At 62.3% G+C, this 20,971-nt stretch carries 22 protein-coding genes; 9 read left to right on the forward strand and 13 right to left on the reverse strand.

Annotated features, from left to right (window positions below; genetic code table 11):
* Window positions 1-6: 6 nt before the first annotated feature.
* The 8 genes from AC0L17_RS18935 to AC0L17_RS18970 all read left to right on the forward strand — a co-directional run bounded on the left by AC0L17_RS18935 (window position 7) and on the right by AC0L17_RS18970 (window position 7,567).
* Complete coding sequence (locus AC0L17_RS18935) at window positions 7-1,122, forward strand: CgeB family protein (RefSeq protein ID WP_091590198.1); 1,116 nt, start codon at window positions 7-9, stop codon at window positions 1,120-1,122.
* Complete coding sequence (locus AC0L17_RS18940) at window positions 1,122-1,928, forward strand: sugar phosphate nucleotidyltransferase (protein WP_473516951.1); 807 nt, start codon at window positions 1,122-1,124, stop codon at window positions 1,926-1,928. Before AC0L17_RS18935 ends, AC0L17_RS18940 begins: the two co-directional genes overlap by 1 nt.
* Window positions 1,929-1,930: 2 nt before the next feature.
* Window positions 1,931-2,692 (forward strand): TIGR04290 family methyltransferase, encoded by a 762-nt coding sequence (locus tag AC0L17_RS18945; RefSeq protein ID WP_027153515.1) that lies wholly within the window; start codon window positions 1,931-1,933, stop codon window positions 2,690-2,692.
* Window positions 2,685-3,617, forward strand: coding sequence for a glycoside hydrolase 5 family protein (locus AC0L17_RS18950; RefSeq protein WP_473516952.1), 933 nt, complete (start codon window positions 2,685-2,687; stop codon window positions 3,615-3,617). Before AC0L17_RS18945 ends, AC0L17_RS18950 begins: the two co-directional genes overlap by 8 nt.
* A gap of 7 nt (window positions 3,618-3,624) precedes the next feature.
* On the forward strand, window positions 3,625-4,476 hold the full coding sequence (locus AC0L17_RS18955) for a PIG-L deacetylase family protein (RefSeq protein WP_473516953.1): 852 nt from the start codon (window positions 3,625-3,627) through the stop codon (window positions 4,474-4,476).
* 80 nt (window positions 4,477-4,556) lie between these two features.
* Complete coding sequence (locus AC0L17_RS18960; protein WP_473517013.1) at window positions 4,557-5,537, forward strand: glycosyltransferase; 981 nt, start codon at window positions 4,557-4,559, stop codon at window positions 5,535-5,537.
* A gap of 9 nt (window positions 5,538-5,546) precedes the next feature.
* Window positions 5,547-6,536 (forward strand): GNAT family N-acetyltransferase, encoded by a 990-nt coding sequence (locus AC0L17_RS18965; RefSeq protein WP_473516954.1) that lies wholly within the window; start codon window positions 5,547-5,549, stop codon window positions 6,534-6,536.
* The gene (locus AC0L17_RS18970) at window positions 6,533-7,567 is read left to right on the forward strand and encodes a class I SAM-dependent DNA methyltransferase (protein WP_473516955.1); all 1,035 of its coding nucleotides are present in this window, start codon (window positions 6,533-6,535) and stop codon (window positions 7,565-7,567) included. The genes AC0L17_RS18965 and AC0L17_RS18970 overlap by 4 nt, the downstream gene beginning before the upstream one ends.
* On the opposite strand, the gene AC0L17_RS18975 is transcribed toward AC0L17_RS18970, so the two are convergent.
* The 8 genes from AC0L17_RS18975 to AC0L17_RS19010 all read right to left on the reverse strand — a co-directional run bounded on the left by AC0L17_RS18975 (window position 7,564) and on the right by AC0L17_RS19010 (window position 13,244).
* The gene (locus AC0L17_RS18975) at window positions 7,564-7,779 is read right to left on the reverse strand and encodes a hypothetical protein (protein WP_473516956.1); all 216 of its coding nucleotides are present in this window, start codon (window positions 7,777-7,779) and stop codon (window positions 7,564-7,566) included. The two genes, AC0L17_RS18970 and AC0L17_RS18975, sit on opposite strands and share 4 nt — an antisense overlap.
* A 484-nt stretch (window positions 7,780-8,263) precedes the next feature.
* Window positions 8,264-8,827 (reverse strand): sigma-70 family RNA polymerase sigma factor, encoded by a 564-nt coding sequence (locus AC0L17_RS18980; protein ID WP_091590187.1) that lies wholly within the window; start codon window positions 8,825-8,827, stop codon window positions 8,264-8,266.
* A gap of 142 nt (window positions 8,828-8,969) precedes the next feature.
* Window positions 8,970-9,521, reverse strand: a complete 552-nt coding sequence (locus tag AC0L17_RS18985) for a hypothetical protein (protein WP_287179628.1) — start codon at window positions 9,519-9,521, stop codon at window positions 8,970-8,972.
* A gap of 276 nt (window positions 9,522-9,797) precedes the next feature.
* Window positions 9,798-10,325 carry a YciE/YciF ferroxidase family protein gene (locus AC0L17_RS18990; RefSeq protein WP_023799488.1) on the reverse strand — a complete coding sequence of 176 codons (528 nt, stop codon included), beginning with the start codon at window positions 10,323-10,325 and terminating at the stop codon, window positions 9,798-9,800.
* 188 nt (window positions 10,326-10,513) lie between these two features.
* Window positions 10,514-10,687 (reverse strand): hypothetical protein, encoded by a 174-nt coding sequence (locus AC0L17_RS18995; protein WP_245268652.1) that lies wholly within the window; start codon window positions 10,685-10,687, stop codon window positions 10,514-10,516.
* Window positions 10,688-10,805: 118 nt separating this feature from the next.
* A complete protein-coding gene (locus AC0L17_RS19000) occupies window positions 10,806-11,027 on the reverse strand; it encodes a hypothetical protein (protein ID WP_023799490.1) in 222 nt (73 codons plus the stop codon).
* Window positions 11,028-11,061: 34 nt separating this feature from the next.
* The gene (locus AC0L17_RS19005) at window positions 11,062-12,255 is read right to left on the reverse strand and encodes a DUF3182 family protein (RefSeq protein ID WP_473516957.1); all 1,194 of its coding nucleotides are present in this window, start codon (window positions 12,253-12,255) and stop codon (window positions 11,062-11,064) included.
* A 389-nt stretch (window positions 12,256-12,644) separates the two neighbouring features.
* Window positions 12,645-13,244, reverse strand: a complete 600-nt coding sequence (locus AC0L17_RS19010) for a metallophosphoesterase family protein (protein ID WP_473516958.1) — start codon at window positions 13,242-13,244, stop codon at window positions 12,645-12,647.
* Window positions 13,245-13,357: 113 nt separating this feature from the next.
* Between AC0L17_RS19010 and AC0L17_RS19015 the strand changes: the two genes are divergently transcribed.
* Window positions 13,358-13,612: a DUF982 domain-containing protein gene (locus AC0L17_RS19015; protein WP_091590175.1), complete on the forward strand. Its 255-nt coding sequence runs from the start codon at window positions 13,358-13,360 to the stop codon at window positions 13,610-13,612.
* Between the two features lie 102 nt (window positions 13,613-13,714).
* On the opposite strand, the gene AC0L17_RS19020 is transcribed toward AC0L17_RS19015, so the two are convergent.
* The 5 genes from AC0L17_RS19020 to AC0L17_RS19040 form a co-directional block, all read right to left on the reverse strand.
* Window positions 13,715-16,261 carry an NAD-dependent epimerase/dehydratase family protein gene (locus tag AC0L17_RS19020; RefSeq protein ID WP_473516959.1) on the reverse strand — a complete coding sequence of 849 codons (2,547 nt, stop codon included), beginning with the start codon at window positions 16,259-16,261 and terminating at the stop codon, window positions 13,715-13,717.
* A gap of 116 nt (window positions 16,262-16,377) precedes the next feature.
* The gene (locus tag AC0L17_RS19025; RefSeq protein WP_473516960.1) at window positions 16,378-17,043 is read right to left on the reverse strand and encodes a dienelactone hydrolase family protein; all 666 of its coding nucleotides are present in this window, start codon (window positions 17,041-17,043) and stop codon (window positions 16,378-16,380) included.
* A 408-nt stretch (window positions 17,044-17,451) separates the two neighbouring features.
* The gene (locus AC0L17_RS19030) at window positions 17,452-17,745 is read right to left on the reverse strand and encodes a hypothetical protein (RefSeq protein WP_473516961.1); all 294 of its coding nucleotides are present in this window, start codon (window positions 17,743-17,745) and stop codon (window positions 17,452-17,454) included.
* Between the two features lie 82 nt (window positions 17,746-17,827).
* Window positions 17,828-19,138 carry an HlyD family type I secretion periplasmic adaptor subunit gene (locus AC0L17_RS19035; RefSeq protein ID WP_473516962.1) on the reverse strand — a complete coding sequence of 437 codons (1,311 nt, stop codon included), beginning with the start codon at window positions 19,136-19,138 and terminating at the stop codon, window positions 17,828-17,830.
* Window positions 19,138-20,892 (reverse strand): type I secretion system permease/ATPase, encoded by a 1,755-nt coding sequence (locus AC0L17_RS19040; protein WP_473516963.1) that lies wholly within the window; start codon window positions 20,890-20,892, stop codon window positions 19,138-19,140. The genes AC0L17_RS19035 and AC0L17_RS19040 overlap by 1 nt, the downstream gene beginning before the upstream one ends.
* Window positions 20,893-20,971 lie beyond the last annotated feature (79 nt).

The following is a 20,971-nucleotide window of genomic DNA, read 5'->3' on the forward strand; positions in this document are numbered from 1 at the left end:
TGCCGGATGCGTATGGTCATTTTCGGTCTCACCGTCACCTCCTCGTGGGGAAACGGACACGCGACGCTGTGGCGCGGGCTGATCCGTGCGCTCGGTCGCCTGGGCTGGTCGGTCAGCTTTTTCGAACGCAATACCCCGTACTATGCCGGCGCACGCGATCTTGACCATCTCGATGGCGGCAATGTCGTTCTCTATCCGGAGTGGGAGGACATTCGCCATGTCGCGGAACAGGCTATCGGGGAATCCGACGTCGTCATCGTCACGTCCTATTGCCCCGACGCCGTGGAGGCATCGCGCCTGGCGCAGCAGGCCTGTCGCGGGCTGAAGGTTTTCTACGATCTCGACACCCCCGTCACGCTCGCCCGGATAGAACAAGGTCTACGACCGGCCTATTACGGGCCCGATGGCCTTCACGATTTCGACCTCGCCCTCAGTTATACGGGGGGAACCGCAATCGATGCGCTGAAAACGCTGCTGGGCGCCCGCCGTGTCTTGCCTCTCTACGGCCATGTCGATCCCGACCGACACCGGCCGGCCCAGCCCCGGGCTGAATTCGCCGGGGATTTGTCCTATCTCGGAACGTATGCGGCCGATCGCCAGGCCGGCGTCGAAAAGCTGCTGGTCCGCACGGCAGCGCGCCTGCCGGACCGCCGTTTCGTCATCGGCGGCGCCCAATATCCGCATGAATTTCCGTGGGGCGAAAACATCTTCTTTGTCAGGCACCTTCCGCCTGCGGATCATCCGGCCTTCTTCTGCTCATCGCGCCTGACGCTGAACGTGACGCGCGAGGCGATGGCCAAGAGGGGCTGGTGTCCTTCGGGCAGGCTGTTCGAGGCGGCAGCCTGCGGCGCGGCGATCGTGAGCGACACCTGGCCCGGGCTGAGCAGTTTTTTCCAGCCCGGCAGCGAGATCATCCTGGCGGACAGCACCGACGACGTGGTCGCGGCAGTCGGCTTGCCTGACAGCGAAGTCGACGCCATCCGGCGCCGGGCGCGCGAGCGGGTGTTGGACGAACACACCTCTGCGCAGCGCGCCAGGGAACTGGACCGCCTCCTGTCCGATTCATTGCCGGGCTTGGGACAGGGCTTGGCGGCGGGCGAGCCGTTGAAGGAAGCAATCTGATGTTGGGCATCGTGCCCGCCGCCGGCCGCGGCAGCCGCATTCAACCGCTCGGCTTCTCAAAGGAGCTCCTGCCGGTCGGCAGCCGCATCGACGGCCAGACCGAGCGTCCTTGCGCGGTGAGCGAGTATCTGGTGCGTCGCATGGTGCGCAACGGTGTCGACAAGATCTGCTTCGTCATCGGATCGGGAAAATCAGACATTCTCGAATACTACGCCGCCGGCTACGGCGACGCCGCCGCATTGTTTGTCGTGCAGCCCAACCCCGTCGGTCTTTGCGACGCGATCTTCCGCGCCGCGCCGCTGGTCGCGCCGGACGAGACGGTTCTGGTCGGCCTGCCCGACACGATCTGGTTTCCGGAAGATGGCTTTTGCCGCCTGCCGGACGACCGGCTGTCGTTTTTGCTCTTCCCGGTGGATCACCCGGAACTCTTCGATGCCGTCGTTCTCGACGGGGATGACCGGGTGAAGGAGATCCAGGTCAAGCAACACGGCGCTGCATCGAACTGGATCTGGGGGGCGTTCAAGATGCCGGGCCGCATATTTCACCAGCTTGCCGCGCTTTGGCGCGAGCGGGATCAAAGCGACGAATATGTCGGCACCCTTATCAACGCCTATCTGGCGGCCGGCGGTGAGGCTTGCGGCGTCAAGGCAGGCACCGCCTATGTCGACGTCGGCACGTTCAACGGCTACCGCACCGCACTTCGGCTGCTCGAGAACAACGACACTACGTTGGAGGACACGAAAAACCTCATGTTCGTGCTGCCGGGGCAAGCGCAGATACCAAGCCATCCAGGCGAAGGAGGCTAGCCATGCTGCATTCGAACGCCGAAATCCGCCGCCGCATCGATGCCCTTGGCCCGTGGTTCCACAACATGGAACTGGCGGGCGTCGAAACCGCCCCCGACCATTTCCTCGGCAATTATCCGCTGATCAAATGGCGCAAGTTCGCCGATGCCATTCCTGCCGATCTGTCCGGCAAGGCCGTGCTCGACATAGGCTGCAACGCCGGCTTCTACTCGATCGAAATGAAGCGACGCGGCGCCGGCCGCGTCCTCGGCATCGACTTCGATGAAGCCTATCTGGCGCAGGCGCGCTTCGCCGCCGAAATCGCTGACTGCGACATCGAATTCCAGCAGCTTTCGGTCTACGACGTTGGCGCCCTGCGGGAGAAATTCGACATCGTCCTGTTCATGGGCGTGCTTTATCACCTGCGCCACCCGCTGCTCGCTCTCGATCTGATCCGGGAGCACGTTGCCGGCGACCTGATGATCTTCCAGTCCATGCAGCGCGGCAGCATCGAACTGCCTGCACTCGATGAGAATTATCCTTTCTGGACCCACGATCTGTTCGACCGGCCGGAGTTTCCGAAGCTGCATTTCGTCGAGCATCGCTATGCCGACGACCCGACCAACTGGTGGATTCCCAATCGCGCCTGCACAGAGGCGATGCTGCGCAGCGCCGGCTTCGAGATCGTGCTGCACCCGGAGCAAGAGGTTTATTTCTGCCGCGCCGCCGGTGAGCCGGCCTGCGGCGGCGCCGTCTACCCGTCGAAAGGACCACTTCATGATTGAAGCCGCGATGATCTGGAACGAGCCGAACAACAAATCCCATTGGGATCCCGAACTCGACCCCGACTGGAGCCGCTTCGCCAACATGGCAATACTGGCCGCCGATGCGATCGCATCGGCAAACCCGGCCGTGACCAGGATACTGGGCGGCATTTCGCCGATCGATGCCGATTTCATGGCGCTCATGAAGCAATACGGGGTGCTCGATCATGTCGATGCCGTCGGTGTGCATGGTTTCCCACTCGACTGGAATCTCTGGCAGATTCAGGAATGGCCGCAGAAGATCGGCGAGATTTCGACCGTTACCGATCTTCCCGTATGGGTCAGCGAAGTTGGCGTGTCGAGCTTCGGGGCGGAGGAGGTGCAGCTCTGGGGTTTGCGTCGGAGCGCCGAACTGCTGCTCGGCAATGCCTCGCGCGTGCAATGGTACAGCCTCTACGATCTTCCGCGCGAATGGGGGGCAACGACGCGTCATCGCGAGGCCGAAGGCTCCTCCTACTATCGCCACTTCTACATGGGCCTGCTCCGCGAAGATGGCACGCCGAAACCCGCGCTCGAAGAATTCCTGCGTTACGCACCCGGGATGGGGCTGGTGCAATGGTTCCACTTTGAAGATCCCCGGCTGGACGACGCCGTCGCCTGGATGAAACGGCTGGGCGTCACCAATCTGCGCACCGGGCTTTCGTGGGCCGACAGTTTCAGGCCGAATGCGCTGGATTGGTACGACCGGCAGATGGAAGCACTTGCCGATTTCGACGTGACCATCACCTTCTGCTTCACGCCGGAGCACCGCGGAGTGATGCCGCATCACACCAGTCCGCCGCTGGTACCGGAGGAATTTGCGGAGTTTTGCGCGACGATGACCCGCCGCTACGCTCCCGCCATGGCTGCCTCGCCGGTCAGCGCGGTGCGGGCTTCGGCAGCATGAGTGTGTCATGCAACACGCAGCTGACAGGTCCGGACCGCTTGCCGAATTCGCGGCCTTGTTGCTAGGTGCTGCTCCGCGCGGCTCTGACGGTGCTGAAATCATGATCGTTGTCGCGCATCCGGACGACGAGACCATCGGCATCGGCGGGCATCTTGCCGGCTTGCGCGGATCTCGCATCGTTCATGTCACCGATGGCGCGCCGCGAGACCTTGAAGATGCGCGAGCATACGGCTTCGAGACGTGGCAGGACTATGCCGGGGCCCGCCATCGGGAGTTGGAGGCGGCGCTGGCGGCAGCGGGATTGCCGTCGACGGCCCTGATCAGCCTCGGTTATCCCGACAAGCAGGCCGCCGGAAACCTTGGCTCGCTCGCACGGGAACTGACCGGCCTTTTGGCCGAGCGCGATGTCAGCTTCGTCTGCACGCATCCTTATGAAGGTGGTCACCCCGATCATGACGCGACCGCCTTTGCCGTCCATGCGGCCTGCCATTTGCTGCGCCGCGACGGACGCCAGGCACCGGCCATCGTCGAAATGGCGTTCTATTCGGCCGGGCTTGAGGGTGCGGTCCTTCAGGATTTCAACAGTCATTCCGGCAGCGAGCGCATCGAATTGCACCTTACGGAAGCGGCTTTCGAACGGAAGCAGTGCATGCTGGCCTGCCACCGGACACAGCAACGGACGCTGGCGCCGTTCACGGCGCGCATCGAACGTTTCCGGGTGGCGCCTGCCTATGATTTCCTGGCCCTGCCGAACAGCGGCAGGCTTTATTACGAGGCGCTGCCGCTCGGCTTCGAGCCGGCGGTTTGGCTTCACGCCGCGGCCGCTGCGCATGAGGAGCTTGGGCTCGACCGGCCATGACCCTCACCGTCCTGAACGTCGCCTACCCTCTCGCGCCAGTCGGCCCGGATGCGGTTGGCGGTGCCGAGCAGGTGCTGTCGATGCTCGACCAGGCACTCGTGCGCGCGGGACACGCTTCCATCGTGATCGGTTGCCAGGGCTCGAAAGCGGCGGGCGTGCTCATCGAGACGCCTGCTGAACCAGGTGTGCTCGACGATGCGGCGAAGAAACGGGCACAGCGCTCTCACCGCACCGCGATAGAAGTCGCACGCGCCCGTTGGCCGATCGACGTGGTTCATCTGCACGGCATCGATTTTGATGGCTATCTGCCTGATGATGGCCCGACCCTGGTAAGCCTGCACCTGCCGCTCGACTGGTATCCCGCCGATGCCTTGCGCACGGTCCGCGACGATCTATGGCTTCACGCCGTCTCAATGGCCCAACAGAGGACCGCGCCGCCGGGTGCCAGGCTGCTGGCACCCATTCCAAACGGCGTGGATATCGATGCCCTGAGCGGTCGGCAGTTCAAGCGCAACTTCGCGCTGGTGCTCAGCCGCATTTGCCCGGAAAAGGGCATCCACCTGGCACTGGACGCGGCCAAACAGGCTGGCGTGCGGCTGATCATCGGCGGCAAGGTCTACCCTTACGAAACGCACACGCTGTACTTTCGTGACGAAGTCCAGCCGCGCCTCGACCAGCGCCGCCGCTTCCTTGGTCCGCTCGGCTTCGTCGCGAAGCGGCACTTTCTCAACGCCGCCCGTTGCCTGGTCATTCCCAGCCTTGCCGCGGAAACCAGCTCGCTTGTCGCGATGGAGGCTCTCGCCTGCGGCACGCCGGTCGTCGCCTTTCCAAACGGTGCGCTGCCGGATGTGGTCGAACACGGCAAGACGGGCTTTCTGGTCAACGACATCCATGAGATGGCGGAGGCCATCGTCGCAGCCTCCGGCCTGAATGCCGAGACATGCCGGGCCGAGGCGCGGCGGCGCTTTTCGCTCGACCAAATGATTTCGTCTTACATGGACGCCTACCAGGCGCTGGCAGGACTTGGTGCCGGCCGCAGGCGCCTGGCGGCGGTGCAGTGAGCGGCTTTCATGCTCCGCTCCGAGATCATCGACGATCCGGCCGCCTTTGAGGCGCTGGCGCCGCGCTGGCGGGAGCTGTGGGCGCACAGCCGGACAGCGACGCCGTTCCAAAGCCCCGCCTGGCTGGTGCCGTGGTGGCGCGCATTCGCGCCCGGAGAGCTGGCGACGATCGCCGTCTGGCGAGGCGACGATCTGGTGGGATTGGCACCGCTTTACCTGGAACACGCAACTTGCGGGTCGAGACTGCTTCCGGTTGGGATTTCGTTGAGCGACTACCTGGATGTCCTGTGTTGCCCCGGCATCGAAGCGGCTGTCGCCGCCGTCATCGCCGACCGGGTTCTGGCGATCAATTGGTCGCAATGGATCTTACCGGACCTGCCGGCCGGTGCTGCCGGTCTCACTATCGCGCACCCTGCGCTGGAGGCGGATCAACCCGTCGACCACGCCGCTTGTCCCGTGCTGCCGATCGCTGGCGACGATGCGCTCGCGGTCTGCATTCCGGCGCGGCGAAGACGCCAGTTGCGCCGCGCGCACAACGCCGCACGCCGGCGCGGCTGCGTCTCCATCATACCGGCGCAGGCCGATCTCAAAGCGTTTTTCGATCACCTGATCCGCCTTCACGGCGCGCGTTGGGCCGGGCGCGGCGACGGCGTCCTGGCCGATCCGGCTGCAGAAGAATTCCATCGGCAGGCGCTTCCCATGCTTGCCGCACAGGGTCTTCTCCGATGCTGGCTTGTTGCCATCGACGATGCGGTCGTCGGCGCCTATTACGGATTTCATCATCGCCACCGCGCCTACGCCTACCTTGGCGGTTTTGATCCGGCCTATGCCGAGGAAAGTCCCGGCGCAATCCTGATCGGTCACGCGATTGCCGAAGCGGCTCGTGAAGGGGCGCGGGAGTTCGATTTTCTGCGCGGCCAGGAGAGCTACAAGTATGGCTGGGGGGCCGTCGACCAATGGACAATGCGAAAGGTCTGGACGCGGAGCATGGCTCGATGAGCGCCACCGGACGAAAGCCATCGCCCCAGGCGGCATCGACCGCAAAAATGCTGATCGAGGAGTGCATGGCCGACGGCGCCTGCGTCGACGCCATCATTGCCAGACTGGCGCTGCGCTTCGAGACCGGGGTCGATGCCGCAGAATTGGCCGATGTGGCGCTGGAGATGCGTTCAGCCGACCTGCGAAAACGCGACAGACTGGAGCGGATCGCCGATCTGCTTCGTCACAGGCCTGACATCTTCACCACGCTGCGCCAAACAGGTGCCGCCGTCCGCCACGAACGCGATGAGTGGGAAACTGACGCCGCGGTCGTCAGGCGGCTGGCCGCCGGCTTTGATGCCGCGGCGACGATTTCCCAGGCGGCGAGCGTTCAACTGTCTTCGCTGGGAGACGAGGAGAAACTCACCGCCGCCACCGACGAGATCGTCGCATGGTTGCAGCGGCAAGGCTTCACCGGCCCCGACCAGGACATACTGGACATTGGTTGTGGCATCGGCCGCTTCGAAAGCGCGCTCTCGGATGCCGCGCACCGGATCGTCGGCATCGACATATCCCTGGAGATGATTTCGGTCGCTCGTCGGCGATGTGCCGGGCTGCGCAATGTGGATCTGCGGCCGACCTTTGGTCTCGATCTCGCCGATTTTACCACCGCAAGCTTCGATTGCGTGCTGGCTGTCGACAGCTTCCCCTACCTGGTGCTGGCTGGCCTGGCGGAGCGGTATTTCGAGGAAATTGCGCGTGTTCTGAAACCGTCAGGCGTGGCAGCACTTCTGAATTACTCCTATCGCGGATCGACGGCGCTGGATCGTGCCGATGTTCACCGCCTCGCCGAAGCCCATGGCATGCAGGTCGTGGCTGACGGCGCGAAGCCGTTCCGGCTGTGGGACGGCAATGCCTTTCTTCTTGTGGCATCCGAGGGAACATTACGGCGCAATGATTGTTCGGGCGTCAAAGAGACGAGGGCGTCAATGAGACACGCGCACCAAACAGACAGGGCACCTGTGAGTGCCGACAATCCGAAGGAGGACTAGAAGGCATCCGGCGGCAAGATAGACATCACCTCTGCCGTCAAGATAAAGGCTCCGGCGGCCGGCGCGATGACTGATTTGGCCAAGGACAAGGTCAAGGAAACGCGGCTTTGCTTTGTCCAGAAGAGCCTGGGAAGCAGCACACCGAGCAACGCCGGCTCGATGGCAATCGGATCAACTCCGATCAGTATCACGCCGCAGATCGTCTCTCCCAAGACTGACTGCTGCAACCGCAAACGCCAATCATGACCAGTGGCCAGTCGAGGTCACGAGAGTCGAAATGTCGAGCGCACCCGGCAACAGCGCCGGGAGGACCCGAGGGGAAAGCATAGGCTTCCCCGACGAGACCGGCAGCTTCGATACAATGCTGTGCAAGGGACGGGCTGTGCAAGGGACGGGCTGTGCAAGGGACGGGCTGTGCAAGGGACGGCGCTGACTGTGAGGCCGCGCGAATCCTTGCAAACTCTGATTGCCGTCACCACACTGGTGAAGGGACTGATTCGTTAAGAGAACACTATGTCTCGCTCGAGCGACGATAGCATCAGCCCGAAACTCCGGCTGGCAATAGACCGGACGATTGCATCTCTGCTGACTGCTATCGAGCAGGAAAAGGTCCCCGACCAGCTGACCGACCTTGCGGTTCAATTGCAGAATGCGCTTGTCGAGAAGCGTCGATGCAAAGCAAAGAAACAGGACTAGTTATCGGCGCCTGTCGACTGCGAAGTTTCCCTGTGCTGCTGACAGGTGATTGCGTCGTTCCACCAATGTCTGCAAGGAACTTTCGCCGAGGTATTCCAGCACGCTGGCACGCGCTCGGTTAAGGCGGCTTTTTACCGTTCCAACCGCGCAACCGCATATTTCGGCAGTTTCTTCATAGCTGACGCCAAGGACCCCGATCAGCATCAGGACCTCGCGCTGATGCTCCGGCAACCTCTGGACCGCGTTGGAGACTTCCTTGCTCTGAACGGACCACTCCTGCGTCGCTTCCGTAATCGGGATTGCGGAGGCGCAGTCAAGCAGGCCCGGCTTTTCCCTGTCGGCGGCCTTGATCCGCGTATAATAGGTATTGCGCATGATGGTGAAGAGCCATGACTTCATACGCGTTCCAGGCTCAAATTTGTCGATGTTGGCGAGCCCTTTGGTCAATGTCTCCTGGACCAAGTCGTCGGCATCGTCGGGAACCCGGCAGAAGGTGCGGGCGAAGGCTCGCAAGGCAGGTATCAGGTCAACGATGGAAACGTCATCCGTTTCCTGGTTGGCCAAGGGGTAGCCCCTGGAGGACAATGGTCCAGCTCCCAGCAAAGAAAGAGTTGATGAACGCAGACCTAGCTAAATGCATGAAGGTTTGGATCGTTCCGGACATCGAAATAAGGTGCTGAAAATCTCGGATTGGGCGGGCGGCCGTCTATGACCGGTCGTTGTTCTTGGCCGCCTCTTCCCGCTGCTTTTTCAGGACTTCGTCAGTCCCGACCAGCTTTTTCGCCCCGCCGGATATCGCTGTTGACACCACCGCCGGCGGGTCGCTCGCGGGAAAAGAATCCTCAAGCCCGGCCTGCAACTGGTCTTCCAGGGTCTTCGGCTCTTCCGACCGACCAGGCGTCCTTCGGGCTTCTGCTCCCTCCAGCGGCTGTTTCATGTCAGGCGAACTACTGACCTCGCGAACGCAGGCGTAAAGCTGTTCGATGGCAAATTCCTTCATTGTCTCGAAATCGGCCCTCTCACCGCGCATTGCCTCGATCTTATCGACCATGGTCTTCTCGAACCGGTCAAGGCTATCGCGTCCGCAAGCCTGGCAAAGACGCAACAATGCTTCGTGGAGCACTTTCGGACCAAAATAAGCAGACGCCTCGAGCTTGAGCCGCTGCAGATGCTCTGGAGTCACCGCCTGAAGTTTTGACATATGCAGCCCCTTTCGCCTGCCGAGCATATCAACGGCGTTGGTCGGCAGATGTTCCAATCACCCGCGACCGGGCTCGCTAAACGGGTCGCTCGGCCACTCAACGCCATGCCGAACGCCAACGCCAACGATAACGGGCTCTTTCACCTGACATCTGCGCAATGTCTTTGAACCCGTTGGTCTTCTTGAAGATTCCGGCTCAAGCTAATTCAAGCCTGGCAATGACAGTCGGCCACGCCGGTTCAAGAATCCCGGACGGCAAGGCACTACGTGCATCTTGCGAGCGGAGCCTGGCGATCTTCGCCTGGGCTCCGCAAGCCCTGTCACCACCAGGAATCAGGCGGCGGCTTGGAGGGCACGTTGGTTGACACCACCCTCGCCCAACCCGGTCAGCGCTTCGTCTGTCGCGACCTCTTCCTTGAGCGTTGCCTTGAGAAGAGCGGCGACATCGGCCTTTCCCATCTGTTCCGCCCAGGCGACAAGAGTGCCGTACCGGGCGATCTCGTAATGTTCGACGGCTTGTGCCGCTGCGACCAGTCCGGCATCGAGCGCAGGAGCACCGTCATAGTCTTCGAGGATCTCGGAGCCTTCTTCAATGATGCCGTCGATCGCCGGGCAGGTCTTGCCGCGTGCCGCCTTGCCAAATTTCTCGAACACCTCCTCGAGCCGGTCGACGTGAACTTCCGTCTCCATGCGATGTTTTTCGAAGGCAGCAGTCACTTTTTCCGACTCCGCGCTTTTGGCCATTTTCGGCAGCGCCCTCAGTATTTTCTTTTCGGCGTAGTAAAGATCTTTCAGCCCGTCGAGGAACAGGTCCTCAAGGCCCTTGGTTGTCGCTTTCGCAGCTTTTTTCGCAGTTGCCATGGTCGTCTCCCGCTGAGGTTTGGAGCTAGCCTCCCTAACTGGGAAGGCGACCGATAACCCCGCCGGCCGGCAACAAGTTCCCTGATGATTCGAGCCGCTGGAAATTTTTCGCCTCAGGCCGCGCAGGTGCTGCAAGGCTTACGCTGGCGAGACGGCGGTGCGAGCAAATGGCTTCGCCAGCAATCGGCTCAATCGATCCGCTTGATACGGCCCTTGTCGAGACGGAACACTCCATCCTGGCCGCCCTGCCTCTCAAAATCGGTAAGCAGATCGTCCCAGGTCCCGAGGAATTCGCCACAGTCGTCGCAAAAGATCCGGTCGTCAGGACCGGCGTCGGCCGGAATCCTCAGCCTTATCGTCAAGCAATAAGGGCATTCCAACTGGTGGTTAAGATACTGTGTGGTCATCGACGACAGCAAGAATGCACTGGAAACGTCGCCCCTGCAACCTGCTCGCGCCGGGGCAGGACGCCTGCATTGATTATATGCCGTCTTTGGTCGGAGGCCAGCCAGACTGGGCAGTCGGCGGAATGTTGTCGGAAGTCACCTCACCCCGCTTGAGTTTTCGAATGGCCTCATTGGCTTCGAGTTCATCGAGGCCGGAAAGCGGCATGCCGTCAACCACGACGGCTTCCTCGCTCTCGTCGTCATAGACTTCCCACAGGCCGTCCGAATTCTGTCGTTTGTTGTAGATGGTTGGCATGGCCGCTCCCCTAGATACCGCTATTGAACGCGTGCTACCCACGGATGTTCCCTGGCCTAAGCGTTTTGGGGTCTTGATCCGCCGCTTTCCTTGGCGGCTCCCGGGTCGCATGGGTGACGACGGTATAGCGCGTGATCGGACCCTCATCGGGGTCTTCTCCCTGAAAATGAACGTCGGCGTTGTCAGGTAGCCGGCTGGCACTGCCGAACGTCTTGACTGCGGACGCACGCACCAGTTGGGTGTCCGGGTCCTGCTTCATGATCTTTATTGCCGCAAGCTCGGCAGTGCTGCTGCCGCCAATGCGCCAGCTGGCCTCGAGCACACCGGATCGCCAGATACCCGACGAATCGACACCCTGGCCGATATCGTAGTTGCGCCGCGAGGCGAAAAATCCAGGATACTCAGCCATCGCCGCGTCATAGGCCCTCGCCTGCGCAATTGCCGAAGCCAGTGCGCGGGAAAGCCTTAGGTCTTCGAGAGCTTCCCATCCGCCGCGTACGACAATGAGGTCCGACCCGCCATAAACGGATTGTCCCGCGTTATCGGTCGTCGTCGTTTGAGTGCCGTAGTAGGCGACCATGATTTCGTCGATCTCGGTTCTGCCAACACTCAAAGTGACGACGTCACGAAGGTCAGCTTCGAGCACCAGACCGTACTCGTACAAGTCGGGGGAGCAGTATCGCTCGAGCAGTCTCTCGACGTCAGCGACCGTGCGAACGATGTGCTGGTCCTGGCCTCGCGAGGCAAGCGGTGGCTTGAGCCGGGCGAGCCCATGCCTCAGCAGGCGTTGCGCTGCTCGCAGCGCATCGTGCCGCGAAAACACGGTGTAGCCAGGCAATACTGCGGCGGCGACAGTTCTGCCGAAGCCGGTTGACCATTCCTTCGGTCGCTCGGCCAGGTCGTCGACCAGTTCGTGGGTTATCGCCTTGGTGGTCGCGAATCGCCAAGGCACCACGCCGCCGAAGAGGTCTTGCGGCCCGTTGATACCCAGCCGTGCCGCATCGCTGGCAAGCAAGCTGTCGTCCGGCACGAAGTACAAGCGCCCGCCATTGCCGCTGCTGTGGCCTAGACCCTGCCGGAAGGCAAACCCCTTGAGGGTGGCAATGGTGCGGGCGACGGCAGCTATGGCTTCCCGCTCGTGAGCGTAGAGAGGCTCGCAGCCCGGCGCGGAGAATGCGATCACGGTGCCTTTTGGCTGGCTCGGCTGAGTGCCTCTGTGCTCGGTCATCTCGCTCGTTCCGGTGCTTCCTCGTTATGGCCATTGGGCGCCGATGTTGCGGTCGCTACGCGCCCTGCCCCGGGAGAACGCAGCAGATGGCAGAACGTTCAGCCCGGCTTGGCAGGCTCGCCGCCTGCTGCGTCTTTTTCGAACGTGGGATCCATGCCGTACCTTGGAGCGCTGCTGCGGTGCAGAACCTTTGATCGCCGAGGGACAGCGCCCCCTCTGTCCTGCCGGACATCTCCCCCACACGGGGGGAGATCGGCAGCTTCGCGGACAGCGTCCCTTTTTTGCACGGTTGGTGGTTGGCGAAATCAGTGATGAAGGCCAATCTCCCCCCTCGTGGGGGAGATGTCCGGCAGGACAGAGGGGGCGCGAAGGATCGCTACGGAGCGCTTTTATTCTGACCCGCTGCATTCTTCGGCTGACGTCACGGAATGGATCCCAGGGTCTGCGCGCGTCGCTTCGCTCCTTGCTCCGCCCTGGGATGACGAAGTGGAGGGGTGCCGCCGTCGGCTTGCAAGGATGGCGGAAAGGGTGACCGGGCGGAAATCCCAGCTGTCGACGCCGGCGTCGTACTGGCGTGCGACCGGGCTCAGCCTGCCGTGGGAATGGCCATGCAGATTGATCGATTTCTTGCCGATCTGATTCCAGGTGCGAAAAGGATAATGGCAAAGGATCAGCAACCTGCCGTCTATCGTCAGTTCCTTGTAATGCTGTGTGCTGGCCCAACCCGCAGCCTCTATGGTCGCCGCGCCATCGTTGTTGCCGACAATCAGATGCTTCTCGCCATGAAGAGACGACAGCAGCGACGCAACGAATTCGGCCGATCCCCTGGCAAAGTCGCCGAGATGCCAGATCTCGTCATCAGGGCTGACGGTTTCGTTCCAGAGCGAAATCAGCGCTCGATCGTGTTCGGCCAGCGAGCCGAACGGGCGGCGATCGATGCGCAGAATGCGGGGATCGCTGAAATGTGTGTCGGCCGTGAAATAGATCATGGTCGTTCACAGCCTTTGCGGACGTTGTCCGAACCTCGCCTTCCCGCAATTAACATTTGAGGTGGCCAACAAGATCAGACGCGGCTAACATACTCCTCGCTTTGGAGAGTATCGTGCGCACGAGACGTTTCAGAAAGCCAATTGTCGTTCAACCCGGTCGGATCGATCGTGACAGGGTTGTTTTGTCTGTCTCCGATGCGGCTGAAGTGCTGCTGAAGGACTGGCCGACGCCAGCGTCCAAGACGCGACTGGCTGCAATCGCAGCCTGCCTTGCTGTTATCCGCGGCGAAAAGCCGCCAAGGGTCGCACGCCAGGCGTTCATCGTCGCGGCCAAGGACGCGAGGATCCTGCTCGGCGAACAAATCTAGTCCCGTCAGGCAGAGCCTCGTTCAGGCAACTCGATCTCTTCCTTGACCTGCTCTTGCAGATCGTCACGCGCTTCGCCTTGCCAGATGCTGAGGTCGAGTTGCTCAGACAATCGCTCGATCCCAACCGCCATAGTGCTGGTCACTGCGCGTGCCGCGCGGCAGGCTGAGCACGATCAGCGCCAGACCGATCGCAACGTCCGCCACCATCGCCAGGGTTTCACCGCCGGCAAGCACGAAGGGGGACACCGCGATCCATGCGCCAAACATGACATTGAGGAAGCGCAGCGGCCGGACCACTTCGGCCATGGCCGTGACTGCGACCATGATAATGAGACAGCCGACGACGTGATCGCTGAAGTAAAGCGGTGGCTGCGTGCCGAAGATCAATGGCGTGGTCATCAGCAAGGCGCCGAGCAGCGTGCTCGCTGCCAGCGTCCACGGGAAGCTGACGCCGCCGGTGACAAAGTCCTTCAGCACCTCGAAAACCGGACGGTCGAGATCGGCGCCGGGCGTCTGGTTCTCCGACAGCGCCGGTCCGCCCATCCAGAAGGTACGCCAGAACGGCTCGCCTGCCCTCGTCGCGCCCCAGAGATACTGGATCGTCGCCAGCACCTCGTCGACGGAGTAAGGGATCAGCACCACCGTGACGGCGGCCTGGAGAATGCAGAGCGTGCACAGCGCGCCAATCAGCGGTGGCTGGATGATGATGAAGGACACGCTGACCACGCCAAGCGGAACGATCAGCAAGCCGAACAGGAGCACCATCCACGGCATGGTGCGCCAGCGCCGGCGGTCGCCGATCGCGCCGGCGAGGATATCGAGGCAATAGGCGAAGGCGCCGAGCCCGGCATCGGCGATTGGAAAACCCTTCGAGACCCATGACGTCACCACCGCCTCGCTGCCGTTGCGCACCGGCGCGCCGCCGGGGCCGAAGAACGGATCCCACAGCCCATCCGCGTGGCCCATCTGGAAGGCGGCGAGATAGCGCGAGACGAACAGGCCGACGAAGGCCAGCGCCACGATCGGAATCCGCTGCGTGAAGGTCGATGGCGAATAGGTCCAGCCCAGCGGAATGTCGTCGTCGGCCGCCAGCGCGCGGCGGCTGATGCCAGGGGTCGGCGGGATCATTACCGCAAAGGCGACGATCAGCATGCCGACGAGCGTGTCGATGGCATAGGCGGCGGCGCTGGTCGTCCAAAACAGCAACGGCGCCAGCATCACCCAAACTCCGAGCGACGCCGTGATCCACTGCACCCAGCGCCAGCGTCGGGACATGCCCATCAACGCAAAGGCCGTCACCAGCAGGCCGGAAACGATCTCGCTGACGCCGAGGCCTGCGTTGCGCAATTGCGGCTCCGCGACAGCGTGCCCCAGAGCGGGTGGCATTGCGGCTGTGACGGGATCGAACAGGCCAATTGTCGTTGGCGAGGTGATCAGCCACAGCCCGAGCGCAGCGTTGGTCATCGGTGCCCAGAGCGTCCTCGACCGATGCCGTTTTATCGCCGCTTCGACCTCTTCCTTGCTTCGCTCGAGCGGTCCCTTGAGGCGCCTTTCGGCCTGCTCGATCTCGGGGTCCGAAGCCGCGACAACGGGCGGATCGAGCTTGTTGGCCGCGTACCAGTCCGTCGGGTCCTGTTTCAGCCGGCGGATCATCTCCGGCAATGTGTCCAGCAGATTGTGTCTGGGCGCCCAGCCCAGCAGGATTTTGGCCCGCGAAATGTCGATCTCGTAATGATCGTCCGAGTTCTCGATCATCCACGGTTTGATGTCGGTGTCCTGGTCGAGCACCTCCGTCTGCACCCACGCGCCGAGCTTCGTCAGTTGCTTCGGCAGCGCCAGGGTGCGCCAGTCCTCGCCATGGATGAGCCGGCCGATGCGCTTCTGCATCTCCTCGTATGACGGTGTGTCTTCTTCGCCGATCAGAAGCACGGTCTCGGCCGGAAGTTCGGCGCGCCGGTCGACGGTGCGCACCACCGCATCGACGAGATCGTCCTTGTGAAGATAGGGCTGGCCGGCGGTGATATCGCCGGCGAACAGATAAGCGGTCGGCAAGCGCTCGAAGATGCGGGCGATCTGCTGGGCAATAAAGGCCGCCCGGCAGTCTTCATCATAGACGCCGGCGAGCCGCAGGATCACCGTCTTGATCTGGCCGCGCTCCCGCGAAATCAGCGCCTCGGTTTCGGCTTTCGATCTTGGGTAGGCCCAGGCCGGGTCAAGCGGCGAGTCCTCATTGATTTTCGCGCCCTTCTCCGGGCTTGGCGCATGGACGAGAAGCGTGCTGGAGAACACGAACTGTTCGCTCTCGACCGCCGTCAGCGCCTTCAGCAGCCGGCGCGTGCCCTGCACGGTGACGGCGTCATATCTGGGGTTGTCCTCGCCGGTCGTGTCATAATAGGCGGCAAGATGGACGACCGAAGCGATGCGGCCGCCGCTGCGCTCCCGTGCCGCCTGCACAGCCCTGCTCACGCCCTCATCGGAGGTGAGATCGATCTCGATCGTCTCCATGCCGGCGGGGGCATGCTTCGGTTTTGCGACGTCGAGGCCGATGACGCGATAGCGATCGATCAAGCCTCGCGCGATCGCCTGCCCCAGGAAGCCGCTGCTGCCGGTGACAAGAACCGTCGGAAGGGTTTTGCCGTGATTTGCCATGGGTCAGGCCCGTTCGCGTTGGAAGAGCGGCCGGATGGCGCGATGCGCTTTGGCCGGCTCGCTCGGCAACCTGGAACTGGATTCATTTTGTTGCTCGAGCCTTGGCCTGCCCAGGATCATTGCGCCGGCCTTTGTGGGGGCGCGAGATGACCGAGGAACCATCGTGTGGCGTGCCTGATCACTTCATCCATTGTGCCCGGCTCCTCGAAGAGGTGGCCGGCACCGTCGATAATGATCAGCTGTTTCTCGCCCTTCAGCGCGGCAAGGGCACGCTGGTTCATCCCGATCACCGGCCCGTCCAGGCTGCCGACCAGCAGCAGTGTCGGGGCACGCACGGCCGGCAGCGCGTCCATCGCCAGATCGGGCCGGCCGCCGCGCGAGACGACAGCCGCGATAGCTGCATCCGGGCGTGCCGCGGCCACCAGCGCGGCTGCGGCGCCAGTGCTTGCCCCGAAAAATAATGGGACAAGCCTCCTGGTCCGTGCTTCCGCAGCCGCCCAATGCGTCGCCAGCGCGAGTCGCGATGCGAGCAGGCCAATGTCGAAGACGTTTCGCCTGTCGCGTTCCTCGATCGACGTCAAAAGGTCGACGAGAAGGGTCGCCAGTCCGGCCTGCCGAAGTGCGGCGGCGACGTGATTGTTGCGCGGACTGAGCCGTCCACTTCCGCTGCCATGAGCGAAGATAACGATGCCTTGCGCCCCGTGCGGCACGCCCAGCAGCCCGACGAGCCCGTCGGGCTCGATCCTGACCTCCTCGACCTCTTTCATGGCGGTTGCCGGCATCGTTACACTCCAAAGGGAGGATCGCCGCAGAGGAACTGCGCCTCGCGCCCACTCAGTGCGTTAAACACTGGCATGGCGGAAATGTTTCCGGGGAAGGTCAGAAAAAATATGGCCCCCATCCGGAGCGACGCGGCACAGACCCTGGGATGCATGCCGTTACCTCAGCCGAGGAATGCAGCGGACCAGAACAAAAGCGCTCTGTAGCGATCCTTCGCGCCCCCTCTGTCCTGCCGGACAGAGGGGGGCGCCTCGCTCCGCCATCAAAGGTTCTGCACCGTCGTGACGCTCTGATGTCACGGCATCTACGCGACGTCGCTTCGCTCCTGCTCCGCCCTGGGATGACGAAGGCGTGGTGGCTGTAGCTAATCCCCAGCGTGAGAGATGCTGCAGGCCGGGCGGCAGCCCCCGTCAGGAACTGGCGCCGCTTGTGGATGGCTTGTCGGCATTCCATTCCGCCTTGCGTGCCCGCGCTTCCTCGAAGATCAGCTTGAACTCCCGCATCATCGCGCTCTCAATGGCGAATGCACCGCTTGGCACGGCGCCGGGGTCTTCCTGATTGTTCTGGAATTGAAAACGGGCCTCCAGCTCGGCCCATATTCGCTCTGACTTGTCGACGCCGGCAAGCAGCGCGACGACCAGCGCCAGAGTCTCTCGCTGGGCATTGAGCCGACCCTCGATCTCTTCATTCGTCAACTCGGACATGTGGGATCGCTTCCGGTTTCAGGCGAAACGGCAAAATCGCATCCTTGTTCCGGAATTCAGCTCGTCGGCTCGCAGAGAGAGCCTACTGCTCCCTGAAAGCTCGCTGGATCTGATCCGCCAAAGGTTTCACGAGATAGGACAGCATGGTGCGGTTGCCGGTCGAAAAGAACACCTCGACAGGCATGCCTGGCGCCAGGGCCACGCCCTTGAGCCGGCTAAGCTCTGTGCGCGGTAAAGCAACATGCACAGTGTAAAAGCCGGTGCCTGTTTTCTCATCGACATTGAGGTCGGCGGAAATCTTGCTGACCGCACCATTCAGTTCCGGCGTCGTTTGCTGATTGAATGCCGACAGCCGCAGGGTCGCGCCTTGCCCTGGCGTCAACTGATCGATGTCTTGCGGAGCCACGCGCGCCTCGACGGTCAGGTCGTCCGTCACCGGGACAATCAGCATGATGAGCTCGCCTGGAGATATAACGCCACCGACCGTGTGCACGCCGAGCTGATGAACGACACCGTTCTGCGGACTGCGTATGTCGATGCGTTTGAGCTGATCTTCGGCCGAAACCTTGCGCTCGACGGACTCGGAGATCTTTGCCTGGACGTCTCGCAGTTCGCTTGCCACTTCGCTGCGCAAATCCTGGTCGATCTGGATGATCTGCAAACGGATTTCGGAGGTACGACCCTTCGATTGCGCTATGGCCGCAGTCAGTTGCCCGTGCTCGCCTTTAAGCCGCACGGCATCGCGTTCAAGCGCAGTAATACGATCGATCGAAACCAGCTTGCGTTGCCAAAGTCTGCGCATGCCTTCGAGCTCAAAGCCGATCAACTTGATTTCCTGGCTCTTGGCATCTCTTTGCTCGGTCAAGCCGGAAACCTCTTCGGCAAGCTGCGCAATGCGCTCCTGCAACTGAGCCTTCTGACCGGCGCGTGCCTGTCGGCGAAATTCGAACAGAGATTGCTCGCCGGCCATCGCCCAACCAATCTCGGGGGCATCCTGGCGTGACACAAGCGAAGCTGGAAAGACGATGCTTGCCTTGCCGTCACGCTCGGCCTCAAGGCGAGCCAGCCGCGCCTCGAATTCGTCCAGGCTCTTGGTGACGATCGCCAAATTGGCCCGGGTGATGGTCTCATCGAGGCGGATCAAGACCTGGCCCGCCTTTACGGGATCGCCTTCCCGGACGAAGATTTGCCCGACAACGCCACCGGTTGGATGCTGCACTTTCTTGACGCTGGAATCGACGACCAGCTTTCCCGAAGCGATGACGGCCCCGGAAATTTCGGTGACGGCAGCCAAACTCCCCGCCCCGCCAACCAGCAGGATGCAGGTTGCGACACCGCCAAGCAGATAGCGTCGAATGGTGCGATCGGCCGCGAATATCATGCGTTGCGCCATCAGGATGCCGTCTCTTCCAGTCCGGAAACGACTTTCAAGGGGACGCCCGCTGGGCGGGTTATCTTGTTCAAGATCTCATTTTTTGGACCAAAGGCCTGAATACGGCCGTTCGCCATCACAAGAACCTGATCCAGGCTGGCAAGCGCGCTCGGACGATGTGCGACCACGACGGCTATACCGCCTCGCGCGCGAACAGCTTGGATCGCCACCGTCAACGCCGCCTCGCCTTCCGCATCGAGGTTGGAGTTAGGCTCGTCGAGAATAACCAGAAACGGGTCACCGTAGAGAGCCCGGGCAAGCGCCACCCGCTGCCTCTGGCCAGCCGAAAGCGCCGAACCGGCCTCGCCGATGCGCGTCTCGTAGCCTTCCGGCAGGTGGATGACGAGATCATGAACGCCGGCCGCGCGCGCAGCCGCCAGTATCTTGTCCGAGGGCGCTTGCGGTTCGAAGCGCGCGATGTTCTCGGCAATGGTGCCGTCGAACAGTTGCACATCCTGAGGCAGATAGCCGACATGCTTGCCCAGTTCTTCCGGCGACCACTGGTCGAGCGTTGCGCCGTCCAGCCTGACGGTGCCGCGAACTGGCAGCCATATGCCGGCAATTGCCCGAACGAGCGATGACTTGCCCGAAGCGCTTGGCCCGACGATGCCGAGGCCGACGCCCTGTTCCAATGCAAAGGTGGCGTCCTGCACGACCATACGGCGCTCACCCGGCGGTGTGACACTGATACTTTCGACCGAAAGAGCAGATCTCGGAGCAGGCAGCGAGACACTTGTCGCAGTTTCGGGAAGCAGGACCAAAAGCTGGGTCAGCCGAGCCCAGGCCTGGCGGGCGGTGACGAAGCCCTTCCAGTGGGCGATAGCCAGTTCGATCGGTGCGAGCGCCCGGCTCATCATGATCGAACTGGCGATCATGATGCCGCCGGTCGCTTCCTGATGGATGACCAGATAGGCGCCGATCGCCAGGATGCCCGATTGCAGCATCATGCGCAGGATCTTCGCGATTGTTGCGAGCGTCCCGGCAAGGTCGCTGGCCGTTGCATTGGTGTCGAGATAGCCGGCATTGATCCCTGACCAGCGCTCGGCGATGCGCGAGCCAAAGCCCATGGCCTGCAGAACCTCGGCATTGCGACGTGTCGCTTCGGCAAGTGTATTGCGCGCTGCCGCTTGACTGTTTGCCTTTCTGGCGGGCTCTCGCGTGCGTATTTCGGCAAGCAATGCCAGGCTGAACAGAATAACCACGCCGGCCAGCGCCGTCATGCCGATCCAGAAGTGGAACAGGAAGCAGATCAAGAGGTAGAGCGGCATCCACGGCAGGTCGAAAAGCGCGGTCGGGCCGGCGCTCGACATGAACGATCGCACCTGGTCAAGATCGCGCAAGGATTGAAGGCCGTCGCCTGCGAGCTTGGTGCGCAGCGGCAAACGCATGAGGGCGGCATAGACCTGTCCGCTCAAGCGCGCGTCCAGCGCAATCCCGATGCGCACCAGCAAACGCGACCGGATGAGTTCGAGAACGCCCTGAAAAACGAAAAGTGTGCCGGCAAACACGGCGAGCCCGACGAGCGTCGGCACGCTGCGGCCGGGTATGACACGATCATAGACCTGCAGCATGAAGAACGAGCCGGTCAGCGCCAGGACATTGACGACGCCGCTCATCAACGCAATTCCGGCCAACGCTCGCCGGAAGGAAGCCAAAACCGCCGCGAGTGTCGTTCGCGGCGGCTCGGGTGGAATGGGATGCGACGTCGGCTTCACATCAGTTCCAGTTCGGTCTCAGGCGGCAATGGCCGCGCCCGAAATGATGACGAACGTGTCGGTGCCGAGTCCATCTGTC

The sequence above is a fragment of the Mesorhizobium sp. WSM4829 genome (assembly GCF_055811475.1).